Raw genomic sequence first — 14,298 nt, 5'->3', positions numbered from 1 at the left:
CTCTTCGGCACGACCGTGACGACACCTATTTTTGGCGTCGAGGTTCCGGTCGTGTCCCACCACCTTGCCCAGAGGGATAAGGGCTCGGGCATCGCAATGATCTGCACCTTCGGCGATGTGACCGATGTGGTCTGGTGGCGCGAACTCGACCTGCCCAACCGCACGATCATCGGGCGCGACGGCCGGATCATCGCAGACGCCCCGGACGTGATCGTGGGCGAGGACGCGAAGGCGGCCTACGCCGAGCTGGCCGGCAAGACCGTGTTCAGCGCCAAGGCGCGGGTGGTCGAGCTGCTCACCGCCAGCGGGGAGCTCATCGGCGAGCCCAAGCGCATCGTGCACTCGGTGAAGTTCTTCGAGAAGGGCGACAAGCCCCTCGAGATCGTCTCCACGCGCCAGTGGTACATCCGCAACGGCGCCCGCGACGAGGCGCTGCGGGCCACGCTGCTCGAGCGCGGCCGCGAGCTCAACTTCGCCCCGGACTTCATGCGCGTGCGCTACGAGAACTGGGTCAACGGCCTCACCGGCGACTGGCTCATCTCGCGCCAGCGCTTCTTCGGCGTGCCGATCCCGGTCTGGTACGAGCTCGACGCCGACGGCGAGAAGGGCGCGGTCATCGTGCCCGACGAGAGCGCGCTGCCGGTGGACCCGGCATCCGCCCCGGCCCCCGGTTACGACGAGAGCCGGCGCGGCGTGCCCGGCGGCTTCGTCGGCGAGGTCGACATCATGGACACCTGGGCCACGTCGTCCCTCACCCCGCAGATCGCCGGCGGCTGGGAGCGGGATCCCGAGCTCTTCGACCTCGTCTTCCCGTACTCGCTGCGCTCGCAGGGCCAAGACATCATCCGCACCTGGCTGTTCTCCACGATCCTGCGGGCCCAGCTCGAGAACGGCTCGCTGCCCTGGAAGAACGCCGGAATCTCCGGCTTCATCGTCGACCCCGACCGCAAGAAGATGTCCAAGTCGAAGGGCAACGTGGTGACCCCGGCCGCCATGCTCGACGAGCACGGTTCGGATGCCGTGCGCTATTGGGCCGCGTCCAGCCGGCTCGGCACCGACGCGGCCTTCGATCCGCAAAACCCCAAGCAGATCAAGATCGGCCGCCGACTGGCCATCAAGGTGCTCAATGCGGCCAAGTTCGTGTACTCGTTCCCCGTGCCGGAGGCGCTCGTCGCCTCGGGCGGGGCGGATGAGGCGGTCGCGGCGAGCCTGATCACCAACCCCCTCGACATCGACGTGCTCGCCGAGCTCGCCATCGTGGTGGAGGCCGCCACGAACTGCCTCGAGGACTTCGACCACGCCCGGGCCCTCGAGGTGACCGAGCGGTTCTTCTGGACCTTCTGCGACGACTACCTCGAACTCGTGAAGGAGCGCGCATACGGATCGGCCACCGCGTCCGAGCAGGCCTCGGCCGTGGCGACGCTGCGCACGGGCCTCGATGTGCTCCTGCGGCTGCTCGCGCCGTTCATCCCGTTCGCCACGGAGGAGGTCTGGTCCTGGACCCACGACGACTCCGTGCACCGCGCAGCCTGGCCGACCGCCCCCACCCAGGCTCACCCCTCCGGGCTGCTCGGCGCAGTGGGCCAGGCCCTGATCGGCATCCGCCGGGCCAAGACCGACGCGAAGGCGTCCCAGCGCACCGAGGTCACCTCGGCGACGATCACCGGTCCGGTGCTTCTGCAGCAGGCGGTCGACGATCTCGCCGCCGTCGGACGCATCTCCAGCCTCACCTTTGCGATCGGCGACGAGATCGCCGTGACCGACGTGCTGCTCGCCGAGCAGCCCGCCTGATCCCACCCCAGTACTCCCACCCCACCACCGCAGAGAGACCGGAGGCCCACCGATGCAGCTAGGCACACGATGGGCGGTGGGCGCCGACACGCCGCCGCGCCTGCCCGAACCGGTCGTCGCGGCGATCCACTCCGTCGAGGCCGACCTGGCCGGCATCGACACCGACGGCTGGCGCTGGACCCTCACCTGGCTCGAGGGCCGTGCGGTGGCCGAACTCGACGACGGCACGATCGTGCGCGTCGCCGCGGACGGCACGGTCGTCGTCAGCGATCCCTCCGAGGACGACACAGACGCCGGCTGAGCCGACGCTGAGCCGATGATGTGCCAGCCCGCGCGGCATTCGGCCGCGGCGGCGCCCCAGAACCCCGATGAGCCGGACGGAGGTCCTGGGGGGATCGTGCACAGGAGGAGGCGCTAGGACGCCGAGTGCAGGTCCGTGAAGCTCATCGGGGTGGACTGGGGCAGGATGCCGGCGTCGCCGACGGGAGCGGTCCCCTCGGGACGAGGGACGGGTTCCGAGTGACGACCGCTCGTGGCGAGTGCGTCATCGGACCGGGTTCGAGGCCGATTCGGGATGGTACGGCGAGCGAAGAATTCAGCTCAGGATACCCGCATCGCCCGTGATAACGAACGGTGCTGCCGAAGTTCTACGTCACAAACCGTCGCAAAAGATCGAGCGTGTTCCTCACGGAACATCAGATTGCGCCTGGCGCGGGTGCGCGCCCACCTCAGCATGGCGACACCGAGGGTGATTGCCACGCGTTCGAGGCCGCGGGCACGCGGGCCGCGCAGGGCGCTCTCCACGGCCGCGCTCAATGCCGCGTCGTTCAGCGCGGCGCCGTCCACCACCTCGGAAGCCTCCGCCTGGGGGTCGATAAGTTCGGCCTGCGCGGGTTCGGCTTCGGCGCGCACGGCGAGTGTTGCTGTCATTGTCTTTTCACCTCTTCCTGGGTCTCAATTTAGGGTCGGCCACTGTCATTCCGGTGGCCGGACGATGAACGGCACGAGGCCGCACGATCACGGATCTTCGCGAGGTTTGTGGGGCGTCTCCGCGTCATCCGGCGTCTCTTCGCCATCGACGACGGGGAAGGCATCGAAATGGATCTGCACCGGCCTCGCGCCGGGCACGTCCTGACCCTTGTACTTCTCGATGTACTGGCCGTAGAGGGCGATCCATGCCTCCACGAGCTCGCTCATCTGCTCCATCGTCAGCCGGGCATTCATGGTGCTCACGGTGCTGATGTCGACCCACGCCTCCGGGAGCAGGTCCGGGCCTCGCTCGAGGAACTCGTCGAGAACCCGGTTGCGGCTGCGCTTCCACTCCTGGATGACGAGGTCGGTGGCAGCGCGCCCCGCCGGGGTCGCCGTCGTCTCCTTCATCTCCCGCGACGAGAGGTTGATCCCCACGGGGGTTCGCTCCCACCAGCGTTCACGCCCGGTTCCCTTGCCCTGCACCTCGCGCACGAAGCCGTGCTTCTCCAGCTGCCGCAGGTGGTAGCTGGTGGCGCCACTCGACTCGCCCAACCGCTCGGCCAGCCCGCTCGCGGTGAACGAGCCGTAGGTGGAGAGCGTGTCGACGATGTGCACCCGCAGCGGATGCGCGAGCGCCTTGAGGGATTCGAGGTCGAGCGTGCGTCCGACGAACGCCTTGTGGGCGGCGTCTTCTGGCGTCTCGGTGTCCGGGGAGTCGTCCATGGTGCAAAGGTATCATTGCAAAGCTTTCTTTGCAACACCTTGTTTGCAACGCTGCCTTTGCAGAGTTTTGTTTGCAGCGATCCCTTTGCACGGCCCAGCGCTGTCGTGTCGGCGGCGACGTTCGGCCTAGGCTAGCCCGCATGGTTGAACAGAATCTCGAGCAGAATCCCTTTCTCGCGCCCAGCACCCTGCCCTACGCGCTGCCGCCATTCGCCGACATCCGGGACGAGCACTACCGGCCGGCCTTCGAGAAGGGCATCGAGGAACATCTCGCCGAGATCTCGAACATCACCCGCCGCCGGGACGCGCCCACCTTCGAGAACACGATGCTCCCCCTCGAGAAGTCGGGGCAGACGCTCGAACGCGTCGCCACCGTGTTCTTCAACAAGAGCTCGGCCGACATCTCGGACTTCACGAACGAACTCGAGGAGGAGATGGCCCCCATCCTCGCCGCGCACTCCGACGCGATCCGGCTCGACTCGGCCCTGTACTGGCGCATCAAGACCCTGCACGACCAGCTCGATCAACTGGGCCTCGACGCGGAATCCCGCTACCTCGTAGAGCGCTACTACACCGAATTCACCCTGGCCGGGGCCGCGCTGGACGATGACCAGAAGGCCGCCCTGCGCGAGTACAACCAGAAGCTCTCCACTCTCACCACGCGCTTCGAGAAGAACCTGCTCGCCGACACCAACGACCTCGCCGTGGTGATCGACGACGTCGCCGAGCTCGACGGGCTCGGGGAGGGAGAGATCTCCGCCACCGCCGAGGCGGCCCGGGAACGCGGCCTGGACGGCAAGTACCTCGTGACGCTGGTGCTGCCGACCGGGCATCCGTACCTCGACTCGCTCACCAATCGAGACGTGCGCAAGCGGATCATGGACGCGTCCCGCTCGCGCGGCAGCCGCGGCGGCGAGAACGACAATCGCGAACTCGTGCTGGAGATCACCCGCCTGCGCGCGGAACGGGCACGGCTTCTCGGGTTCGAGAACCACGCCGCGTACGTCACGGCGGATGAGACGGCCAAGACGCCGGCGGCGGTCGCCTCGATGCTCGGTCGACTGGCCCCCATCGCGGCGCGCAACGCCCGCGCGGAGCAGGCCGATCTGCAGGCCCGGATCGGCGACGAGTTCACCCTCGAATCCTGGGACTGGGCGTACTACACCGAGAAGGTGCGCCAGGCGAAGTACGACGTCGACACGGCGGCGATGCGTCCATACTTCGAGGCCGAACGGGTGATGCGCGACGGGGTGTTCTTCGCCGCCACGCGCGTCTACGGGGTGACCTTCACGGAACGCACGGACCTGGTGGCCTACCACCCGGACGCCCGCGTGTTCGAGGTGAAGAACGACGATGGCTCCCCCGTGGGCCTCTACGTTCTGGACCTCTACACCCGGGACTCCAAACGCGGGGGCGCGTGGATGAACTCCCTCGTCTCGCAGAACTCCCTGCTCGATCATCCGGTCGTCGTCACGAACAATCTCAACGTGCCGAAGCCCGCCGCGGGAATGCCCACCCTGCTGAGCTACGACGAGGTGAACACGTTCTTCCACGAGTTCGGGCACGCCCTGCACGGGCTGTTCGCGCGCGTCACCTACCCCAAGTTCGCCGGCACGAATGTGTACCGCGACTTCGTGGAATTCCCGAGCCAGGTGAACGAGATGTGGATGCTGTGGCCGGAGATCCTGGCCAACTACGCCGTGCATTTCGAGACCGGCGAGCCCATGCCGCAGGCGTTCGTGGACAAGATCCGGGCATCCTCGGCGTTCAATGAGGGGTTCAAGACGAGCGAATACCTCGCGGCCGCACTGCTCGATCAGGCCTGGCACCGCATCACGGCGGATGACACCGTGGCCGACGTCGCCGAGTTCGAGGCGGAGGCGCTCGCGGCGGTGGGCCTCGACAACCCGGCCGTGCCGACCCGCTACTCGAGCACCTACTTCGCGCACACGTTCTCGGGCGGATACGACGCCGGGTACTACTCGTACATCTGGAGCGAGGTGCTCGACGCGGACACCGTCGACTGGTTCACCGAGAACGGCGGGCTCAGCCGTGCGAACGGGGACCGATTCCGGTCGTTGCTTCTCGGGGTGGGCGGGTCGAAGGACCCGCTGGAGGCGTACCGCGAGTTCCGCGGCCGCGATGCCGTGATCGAGCCGCTGCTCAAGCGCCGGGGGCTCGCCGAGTAGCAGCCGTCCCGCCTCCGGTCCCGCTGTCTCCCGGCGCCATTCCGGGCCAGTGCGGACTCGACGGGCCGGCACGCCGGCCCCGAATGTCCGCAATCACCCCGAGTGGGCGCGCCGGGAGCTCCCTGGCGCCGCAACGGCGCCAGGGAGCTCATACCGCCCGGCGACGCCAGCCGAGCCAGAGCATCACGACGGCCCCGACGAGCAGGCCCCAAAAGGCCGAGCCGACTCCCCCTACGACGATGCCGGATGCCGTCACGAGGAAGGTGAGGATCGCCGCGAGCCGATGCGCGGCGTCCTCCACCGCCGCCACGACGGCGCCGATCAGCGCACTGAGCAGCGCAAGCCCCGCCACCGCCTCGATGAGCAACGGCGGTGAGGAGGTGACGAACGCCGTCGCGACCCCGGCGAGGAGCCCGAGCGCGATGTAGGTGCCGCCCGCCGCGACGGGGGCGATCCAGCGTCGGGAGCGGTGCGGGGATGCCTCGGGTCCGGCGGTAAGCGCCTGGGTGAGCGCCGCGAAATTGACGGTGATTCCGCCGAACAGCGCGCCGACCCCGGACATCGCGCCCGAGGAGACGAGCGCCGAGCGCACCGGGGCGCGATAGCCGAAGTTGTTGAGGATGGCCGCGCCCGGGATGTTCTGCCCCGCCATCGTGACGATGAACAGCGGGATCGCGAGGCTCACAACCACGAGCGGATCGAACACCGGCGCAACGAAGACCAGCTGCGGGGCGAGGTTCGCCCCGGCGAGCCATCCGGATCCCGCCGTGACGGCCAGAAGCACGCCGGCGAGCACGATGGCCGCAGGGACCGCCCAGCGCGGGGCGAGGCGGTAGAGCACGAGCCAGACCAGGATCACCGGGATCGCGAGCAGCGGGATCGCGACGGCCGCCTTCACCGGCGCAAGACACAGGGGCAGCAGGATGCCGGCGAGCATGGCGCTCGACACTGGCCGCGGAATGCGCGCGATCAGGCGCTCGAGCGCCGGCCACAGCCCAACCAGCACGATGAGGGCGGCCGCGACGATGAAGGCCGCGACCGCTTCCGCGAACTTTCCGGTCACTCCCGCCGTCGCGACGAGGAGTGCGGCCCCCGGAGTGCTCCAGGCGAACTTCACCGGTATCCGGTAGACGACGCTCAGCACGATGGACAGCACCCCCTGCACCACGCAGATCACCAGAAGGCCGGATGCCGACTGGGACTCCGTCGCGCCGACGGCCGCGAGGCCCGCGAGCACGATCGCGAAAGAGCTCGAGAACCCGGTGATGGCCGCGACGATTCCCGCGATGATCGGCTGGACTATGGTTATATCTCTGGTCGGGGATGGCGCCCTCAGCCTACTGACGCGCGCGGACTCGTGTCTCGGGCCAATCCCGCATCCGTGGTCCGGTTCCGCGGTCCTGCCCGATCCGGGGACGGGGTGAACTCGCGACGTGCCCGCCAGCAACCCGGGCGTCCGCAGACATTCGGGGCCGGCACGCCGGACCGACACGACCGCACTCGCCCGGATTGCCAGCCGGCCCCTGCCAGCGAACCTGCCGGAGCTACGCGGACTTCTCCTGGCGGATCGCCTTGTGAGGCACGATCGTCGGGGCGGCGTTCTCGAGCACGGCGGCGCGGGTCACGATCACCTGCGCGATGTCGTCACTCGATGGCACGTCGAACATGATGGGGCCGAGCACTTCCTCCATGATCGACCGCAGGCCGCGGGCGCCGGTCTGGCGCAGCACGGCCAGGTCGGCGATGGCCTCGAGGGCGTCCTGCTCGAAGTCGAGAACCACGCCATCCAGTTCGAACATGCGCTGGTACTGGCGCACGAGGGCGTTCTTCGGCTTGGTGAGGATCTCCATGAGGGCGACCTGGTCGAGCGGAGTCACCGTGGTGACCACGGGCAGGCGGCCGATGAACTCGGGGATGAGGCCGAACTTGTGCAGGTCTTCCGGCAGCACCTCGCCGAAGAGGTTCACGTCGTCGCCCTTGCTGTGCAGCGGGGCGCCGAAGCCGATCCCCTTCTTGCCCGCGCGCTGCGAGATGATCTCCTCGAGCCCGGCGAAGGCGCCGGCCACGATGAAGAGCACGTTGGTGGTGTCCACCTGGATGAACTCCTGGTGCGGATGCTTGCGGCCGCCCTGCGGCGGAACGGAGGCGATCGTGCCCTCGAGAATCTTGAGCAGCGCCTGCTGCACGCCCTCGCCGGACACGTCGCGGGTGATCGACGGGTTCTCGGCCTTGCGGGCGATCTTGTCGATCTCGTCGATGTAGATGATGCCGGTCTCGGCGCGCTTGACGTCGTAGTCCGCGGCCTGGATGAGCTTGAGCAGGATGTTCTCCACATCCTCCCCCACGTACCCGGCCTCGGTGAGGGCCGTGGCATCCGCGACCGCGAACGGCACGTTGAGGCGTTTGGCGAGGGTCTGAGCGAGGTAGGTCTTACCGCATCCGGTCGGGCCGATGAGCAGGATGTTGGACTTGGCGATCTCGACGTCGTCGATGAGCGCGTCGGCCGAGGTGAGGGTGCTGCGCGAACGGATGCGCTTGTAGTGGTTGTAGACGGCCACGGAGAGGGCCTTCTTGGCGGCCTCCTGGCCGATCACGTACTCCTCGAGGAAGCTGTAGATCTCGCGCGGCTTGGGAAGCTCGAACTCGCTCGCGGTCTCCTCGCCGGCCTCGGCCAGGCGTTCCTCGATGATCTCGTTGCACAGCTCGACGCACTCGTCGCAGATGTACACGCCAGGGCCGGCAATGAGCTGCTGCACTTGCTTCTGGCTCTTGCCACAGAAGGAACACTTGAGCAGATCGGCGCTCTCGCCTATTCGTGCCATGCTCGGCCTCCTTCAGGTCCTGGCCCCAGTGCCACTGCTCTTGCGGAAGCGGCGGCCGTCTTCTTCTGCGGATTGTTCGTATGGTGCTACCGGGGTCCTGACACCGAGCCTAACCCGACTCAGCGACACTCACCGCATCATGAGCGAATACGACACGGCAAACCTGGCCCCCGTTCGCCCGCGGCGGAAAGCGCGAGGCATCCGTCCTAGACTTTTCCCGCGGCTCGCCGTCGCGAACAGGAGAGACGATGACCACCAGATGGGCAAGGTTCGCCCGAGGGTGGCTGGCCGCGCTCGTCGCCACCTTCACCGCGGTCTGCTCCCACGCGATCGCGGGGGGAGGCATGCCGAGCGCCGTGGCGATCGCACTCTCCCTCGCCTTCTCGGGTCTCGTCTGCGTCGCCCTCGCCGGCAAGACGCTCTCCCGAGTGCGCCTCGCGGCCGCCGTCGCCGTGAGCCAGTTCGCGTTCCACGGGGCCTTCAGCCTGCTGGGTGAGGCGACTGTCTTGCCCGGCACCGGCTCGGCAGGGATGCAGCACTCGGCCGCGCAGATGGCGGCCCAGATCGCCGCCCTGCCCGCCGGCCAGGCGATTGTCGGCCCGGATGCCACGATGTGGCTGGGTCACGCCATCGCGGCCGTGGTGACGATCGTGGCCATCCGCCGGGGCGAGCGGGCGTTCTGGGGCCTCTTCGATCTCGCGCGGCTGTGCGTCGGTGCCGTCTGGCGCCTGCTCACCGGGCTGTTCCCGGGCCGTTCGCCCGAGCCCCTCTCCAGCGCGGTCGCCATCGAGCGCGCCGTCGTACCGAGGCCGGTCGACCGCAACCTCTCCTTCCTCTCCCACCGGGGACCGCCCGCACTCGCGGCGATCTGACCACCCCGTAACAATCATTCTCGGGATCGGCTCCGAACATCCGATGAACGACGCCACAGGGCGACCATCGTTCCGCCGATCTCATTCATTGCTGAGGAAGAAAATGAAGAAGCGCACCACCCTGTCCAGCTCCGTCCTAGTCGGCTCCGTCGCTCTCGGCGCCGGCGCACTTCTCGCGATCGCCGCGCCCCTCGCGGCGAGCGCCCACGTGAGCGTGACTCCGTACACCGCCGAACCCGGCAGCTACGCCCTCATCACCTTCAAGATCCCCAACGAGTCCGCCACGGCCACCACCGACAAGGTAGAGGTCGACCTCCCCACGGCGACGCCGTTCGCGAGTGTGAGCTACGTGCCGGTGGCAGGCTGGGATGTCGAGCTCGTCACCGAGACTCTGCCGAAGCCCGTGAAGGTGGACGGCGGCGAGGTGACCGAGGCCGTGACGAAGGTGGTCTGGACGGCGCAGGCCGGCCACGCCATCCAGGACGGCCAGCTGCAGCTGCTCTCGCTCTCGGTGGGTCCGGTTCCCGACACGGGTCGGATCCTGCTGCCGGCGACCCAGACCTACAGCGACGGCAGGGTCGTGAAGTGGAGCGAGAAGGGCGCGGATGCCGATAAGCCGGCCCCCGTGCTCTATGTGACGGACACCCCGGTCGCGAGTCACGATGCGGACGCCGAGGTGACCGCGGCCACCGAGGAGGCGCACGGCGGAGCCGGCACCACGGCCTCCGCGAGTGACCCGATCGCGCGCGGTCTGGGCATTTCCGGTCTGGTCGTCGGGGCGGTCGGCATCGTGCTCGCCGTCGTGTTCTCTCGACGCCGCGCGGCGAACTAGTCGATGCCCACCCCGATGATGCGGATTGCGCTGGCCGGATTCGGAGCGCTCGTCGCCGTGGGCGCGGTTCTCGGCATCGCCGCTCCGGCTCAGGCACACAACTACCCGATCGCGACGACGCCCACGGCGAATGAGACGCTCACCCAACTGCCGCCGAAGTTCTCGGTGACGACCAACGGCACGCTGCTCGACATCGAGGGCAACGACGCGGGGTTCGCTCTGCAGGTGCGGGATGCGGCCGGTCGCTACTACGGAGACGGGTGCGTCTCGGTGGAGGGGCCCACACTCACCACCGATGCAGCGCTCGGGGCGGCCGGCAAGTACACGATCACCTGGCAGGCCATCTCCACCGACGCCCACACGGTGTCCGACTCGTTCGAGTTCACCTGGCAGCCGCCGGCCGGATTCACGCCGAGCACGGGCAGCACCAGGGTGCCGGACTGCCACGGAAAGCTCAAGCCCAACGGCACGGGCGCCCCGATCGGGGGCAGCCGGCCGGCGTCGGTGGACGAGGGGACCCTCCAGGCGGTGCTCTGGATCGGCGGGGCCGTTCTCGCGGTGGGCGCCGCGGTGATCGTGACCGTGCTGGCCACGAGTCGTCGGAAGCCGCGGCCCAAGGCCTGAGGAGCACGACGCCGGGCGGCTCGGCTGGGGCCTCTCCGTTGGGCCGCTCGCGGGGGCCTCACCGTCGGGGCGGGAGTTGTGCCGCCTCGCGGCGGGGAAATGACCTCGCGGCGGGAGACCTAACCCCCGCCACGAGGACTTTTCCCCGCCGCGAGAGAATCCGGCCGCCCGGTTCCCCCGCCGCCACGCTGTTTCTCCCGCCGCCACACCCGGCGCGCAGCATCTCCGCGCCGCCTGACCTCAAGCGACCGGATATCCCCCACCGCGAGAGTCCCGGCGCACGCACAAAGGGCCCCCGGCGCGAACCGGGGGCCCTTCGTGAAGCGAACTACTTGGTGATCGCCGGGATGTTCTTGCGCGAGGTGAGCACCTGGTCGACGAGACCGTAGGCGAGGGCCTCCTCGCCGCTCAGGATGTTGTCGCGGTCGATGTCCTTGTTCACCTGCTCCATCGTGCGGTTGGAGTGGCGCGAGAGCGTCTCCTCGAGCCATTCGCGCATCCGCTGGATCTCGCGGGCCTGGATCTCGATGTCCGACGCCTGGCCGCGGCCGGAGTCGCCGGTGGACGGCTGGTGGATCAGGATGCGGGCGTTCGGCAGGGCGAGCCGCTTGCCGGGCGTGCCGGCGGCGAGGATCACCGCGGCGGCGGAGGCCGCCTGGCCGAGCACCACGGTCTGGATCTGCGGCCGCACGTACTGCATCGTGTCGTAGATCGCCGTCATCGCGGTGAACGAGCCACCGGGCGAGTTGATGTACATCACGATGTCGCGGTCCGGGTCCTGGCTCTCGAGCACGAGCAGCTGGGCCATCACGTCATCCGCCGAGGCGTCGTCGATCTGCACGCCCAGGAAGATGATGCGGTCCTCGAACAGCTTCGCGTATGGGTCCTGGCGCTTGTAGCCGTAGGCCGTGCGCTCCTCGAAGGTCGGGAGGATGTAGCGAGCCTCCGCCGTCGGCGCGATGCCGCCGGCCTGCTGACCAAAGTTGGTGAATTCCATGTCTGTTCTGCCCATCCCTACTTCGTGGTCACGGAGTCGTCGGTGCCGCCGCCGCCGATGACCTCGGAAGCGAACTCCCGAAGGTGATCCACGAAGCCGTACTCGAGTGCCTGCTTCGCCGTGAACCAGTTGTCACGGTCGCCGTCGATGATTACCTGCTCGACCGTCTTGCCGGTCTGCTCTGCGGTGAGCTCGGCCATCCGCTTCTTCATGTCGAGGATGAGGTTGGCCTGGGTCTGGATGTCCGCCGCCGTTCCACCGAATCCGCCGGACGGCTGGTGCAGAAGCACTCGCGCGTTCGGGGTGATGTACCGCTTGCCCTTGGTGCCCGACGACAGCAGGAACTGCCCCATCGAGGCCGCCATGCCGATGCCGACGGTGACGATGTCGTTCGGCACGAACTTCATCGTGTCGTAGATGGCCATTCCCGCGGTGATCGAACCACCCGGGGAGTTGATGTACAGGAAGATGTCACGCTTCGGGTCCTCTGCGGCGAGCAGCAGGATCTTCGCGCAGATCTCGTTGGCGTTGTCGTCACGCACCTCTGAGCCAAGCCAGATGATGCGGTCCTTGAGGAGTTGGTCGAAAATGCTCGAGACCAATGCCGGTTGGGCCATTGTTGCGCTCCGTTTCAGTTATCGCTTGTTGACGAATCTATCGGAGCCAACGCGCCAGAATCGCTCTGTTCGCCGTGGGCAGAGCGCGGAGTGGAGCGGCGCGTCCGCCGGGCCGCGGGGGCGGTGCCGCATCCCGACTCCCCCACCGCCCGCGCGCTTTCCGAAAACGCAGGACTTTCGCCGCCGAATCGCACGGATTGCCCCGCGACGGCACGTTGGGCCGCGGATCTCCTGCGTTTTCGGAGAGGGGGCCGGGGCGGAGACGGGACGGGCGCGGGCCGCTCGTCCCTACGATGGACGGATGCGGCAGCAGTCGATGGACCAGCAGGTGATGACGGATGCCGCGTCCGGGGCCTTCGACGACTGGGGCCTGTCGACGGTGCTGGACGAGAACCTCGATGCCCCGGTGATCCCCCGCGACCAGTTCGAGCGCCTGCACGACCTGGCCGGGCTGGACGCCGCGTGGCCGATCGGCAACGCGGGCCTGCTGCACGTCTACGGCTACCTGCTGTCCACCGTGGAGACGCCGCACGGCCCCAAGGCCGCGCGCTGGCTCGACGGAACGCTCGCCAACACGCTCGGGCTCCCGTCCGACGCGTTCCTGCCGGATGGCCCCGGCGACGGGACCCTGCTCTCCCGGGTGACCGGGGCGGTGCTCCCCCGCCTCGTCGAGCCGCCGGAGGATGCGCTGGCCGTGCTCGACCAGGAGAGCCTCGACGGGATGGCGACGGTGCGCACCGTCGTCGTGGGCGACGCGCACGCCGCCGCGCTGCTCTACGGCATCAACGACAGCGGCATCGCCGAGCACGCACGGATGCGGGCCATCACGGCCTTCCCGCTCTCGGCCGCCCCAGACTCGTTCCTGAGGACCCTCGCCGAGCAGCCGCCGCGCCTGCGCTACAACGCGGCGACGTCGACCCTGGCGCCGCGGTCGCCGCTCGCGTCGAGCCTGCGCACCCAGTAGCCCAGGAAGGCCGCGCCGGCCTCGTCGTGGATCGAGTCGCCCTCCACGATCACCCGGTACGGACGCTCGAGGATTCCGTCGGTCGGGCGCACGTCCACGTGCGCCACGTCGAAGCCCGCCTCGTGCAGGTGGTCTGCCATGAGGTAGTCGCTGCGGGAGTCTCCGACCGACCGCCACACGGTGGGCAGCTCGCCGAGCGCGGCGAAGTAGTCCAGCGCTCGCGCCGCGCCGCGGTCCTTGTCGAGCAGCACCGACTCGATGTCGGTGGAGATGATCGTGGAGTCGAGGCGGAACGGCACGTTGCCCGCGGCATCCGGAGCGGACCGCTCGCCGAGCCTCACCCCGAGTCCCGTCGAGGTCACGAGGTCGAAGGCGGAGTCATTGAACGCGGACTGCGCGCGCAGGTAGGCCTCGGTCGAGACATCGGTTCGCTGCTCCACCGAGACCATGGCGAGCTTCGTCTCGTCGAAGAACATGGTGTCGGCGAAACCGCCGGACACGAGGGCGCGTACGCCGTCGACGATGGATGCCGGCAGCGCCACGCTCTCGTCGACAGTGACCTCGCCCAGGCCGGCGCTCGTGATGGGCGCCCAGGAGCCACCCTTCTCGAACACGCCGAACATCCGCGCGCCGGGAGTGGCCAGCGCGTCGGAGAGGCCGACATCCATCAGGGGTGCGATCACGCTGTCACGGATGAAGCTGTCGGACCGGCCGGTGATGAAGGCGATCGGCACGCCGGCGGCGGTGAGCGCGACGAGGTCGTCGAGGATGCTCGGGATGCGGATGCTGCGGCTCACCGGGCTGGCGAGCGGCCCGTCAACGTCACAGAGCAGACCGAGATCGAGCATGGATTACCTCCGGGAGTTCGACGGCGATATGCGATCGCCGTCGAACG

General features: G+C 68.6%; 14 protein-coding genes. 7 read left to right on the top strand and 7 right to left on the bottom strand.

All coding sequences use genetic code 11. From position 1 onward, the window contains the following. On the top strand, positions 1 to 1,791 hold a 1,791-nt coding region (gene valS, locus ACHZD8_RS14910), incomplete at its 5' end, for a valine--tRNA ligase (RefSeq protein ID WP_394771213.1). Positions 1,792 to 1,843: 52 nt separating this feature from the next. After that, positions 1,844 to 2,092: a hypothetical protein gene (locus ACHZD8_RS14905; protein WP_394771212.1), complete on the top strand. Its 249-nt coding sequence runs from the start codon at positions 1,844 to 1,846 to the stop codon at positions 2,090 to 2,092. 299 nt (positions 2,093 to 2,391) lie between these two features. Here ACHZD8_RS14905 and ACHZD8_RS14900 read toward each other — a convergent pair whose 3' ends face one another. Both ACHZD8_RS14900 and ACHZD8_RS14895 read right to left on the bottom strand, forming a co-directional pair. Next, entirely contained in the window at positions 2,392 to 2,721 is a 330-nt protein-coding gene (locus ACHZD8_RS14900) for a hypothetical protein (protein ID WP_394771211.1), read from the bottom strand. An 87-nt stretch (positions 2,722 to 2,808) separates the two neighbouring features. Further along, positions 2,809 to 3,486, bottom strand: coding sequence for an ArsR/SmtB family transcription factor (locus ACHZD8_RS14895; RefSeq protein WP_394771210.1), 678 nt, complete (start codon positions 3,484 to 3,486; stop codon positions 2,809 to 2,811). A 140-nt stretch (positions 3,487 to 3,626) separates the two neighbouring features. Here ACHZD8_RS14895 and ACHZD8_RS14890 point away from each other — a divergent pair, with 140 nt between their 5' ends. Beyond that, entirely contained in the window at positions 3,627 to 5,675 is a 2,049-nt protein-coding gene (locus tag ACHZD8_RS14890) for a M3 family metallopeptidase (protein WP_394771209.1), read from the top strand. A gap of 148 nt (positions 5,676 to 5,823) precedes the next feature. Here ACHZD8_RS14890 and ACHZD8_RS14885 read toward each other — a convergent pair whose 3' ends face one another. Then, entirely contained in the window at positions 5,824 to 6,963 is a 1,140-nt protein-coding gene (locus tag ACHZD8_RS14885) for a benzoate/H(+) symporter BenE family transporter (protein ID WP_394771214.1), read from the bottom strand. Between the two features lie 256 nt (positions 6,964 to 7,219). Continuing rightward, positions 7,220 to 8,497, bottom strand: coding sequence for an ATP-dependent Clp protease ATP-binding subunit ClpX (gene clpX, locus ACHZD8_RS14880; protein WP_147782990.1), 1,278 nt, complete (start codon positions 8,495 to 8,497; stop codon positions 7,220 to 7,222). A gap of 248 nt (positions 8,498 to 8,745) precedes the next feature. Between clpX and ACHZD8_RS14875 the strand changes: the two genes are divergently transcribed. From ACHZD8_RS14875 to ACHZD8_RS14865, 3 genes are all read left to right on the top strand, one after another. Continuing rightward, positions 8,746 to 9,369 (top strand): hypothetical protein, encoded by a 624-nt coding sequence (locus ACHZD8_RS14875; protein WP_394771208.1) that lies wholly within the window; start codon positions 8,746 to 8,748, stop codon positions 9,367 to 9,369. Between the two features lie 103 nt (positions 9,370 to 9,472). Then, a complete protein-coding gene (locus tag ACHZD8_RS14870) occupies positions 9,473 to 10,201 on the top strand; it encodes a YcnI family protein (RefSeq protein ID WP_394771207.1) in 729 nt (242 codons plus the stop codon). A 3-nt stretch (positions 10,202 to 10,204) separates the two neighbouring features. Next, positions 10,205 to 10,825: a copper resistance protein CopC gene (locus tag ACHZD8_RS14865; protein WP_394771206.1), complete on the top strand. Its 621-nt coding sequence runs from the start codon at positions 10,205 to 10,207 to the stop codon at positions 10,823 to 10,825. A gap of 328 nt (positions 10,826 to 11,153) precedes the next feature. On the opposite strand, the gene ACHZD8_RS14860 is transcribed toward ACHZD8_RS14865, so the two are convergent. After that, positions 11,154 to 11,822 (bottom strand): ATP-dependent Clp protease proteolytic subunit, encoded by a 669-nt coding sequence (locus tag ACHZD8_RS14860; protein ID WP_147783228.1) that lies wholly within the window; start codon positions 11,820 to 11,822, stop codon positions 11,154 to 11,156. Between the two features lie 17 nt (positions 11,823 to 11,839). Next, positions 11,840 to 12,439: an ATP-dependent Clp protease proteolytic subunit gene (locus ACHZD8_RS14855; protein WP_147782986.1), complete on the bottom strand. Its 600-nt coding sequence runs from the start codon at positions 12,437 to 12,439 to the stop codon at positions 11,840 to 11,842. Between the two features lie 301 nt (positions 12,440 to 12,740). Between ACHZD8_RS14855 and ACHZD8_RS14850 the strand changes: the two genes are divergently transcribed. Continuing rightward, the gene (locus tag ACHZD8_RS14850; protein WP_394771205.1) at positions 12,741 to 13,403 is read left to right on the top strand and encodes an amino acid deaminase; all 663 of its coding nucleotides are present in this window, start codon (positions 12,741 to 12,743) and stop codon (positions 13,401 to 13,403) included. Here ACHZD8_RS14850 and ACHZD8_RS14845 read toward each other — a convergent pair. Then, positions 13,337 to 14,251, bottom strand: a complete 915-nt coding sequence (locus ACHZD8_RS14845) for a hypothetical protein (protein ID WP_394771204.1) — start codon at positions 14,249 to 14,251, stop codon at positions 13,337 to 13,339. The genes ACHZD8_RS14850 and ACHZD8_RS14845 overlap by 67 nt on opposite strands. Between the last annotated feature and the right edge of the window lie 47 nt (positions 14,252 to 14,298).

Origin of the sequence: Lacisediminihabitans sp., assembly GCF_043726815.1 — a bacterium.
GTDB lineage: Bacteria > Actinomycetota > Actinomycetes > Actinomycetales > Microbacteriaceae > Lacisediminihabitans.
Note: the sequence above shows the minus strand (reverse complement) of the source record. Positions and strands in the feature narration are given on the sequence as shown.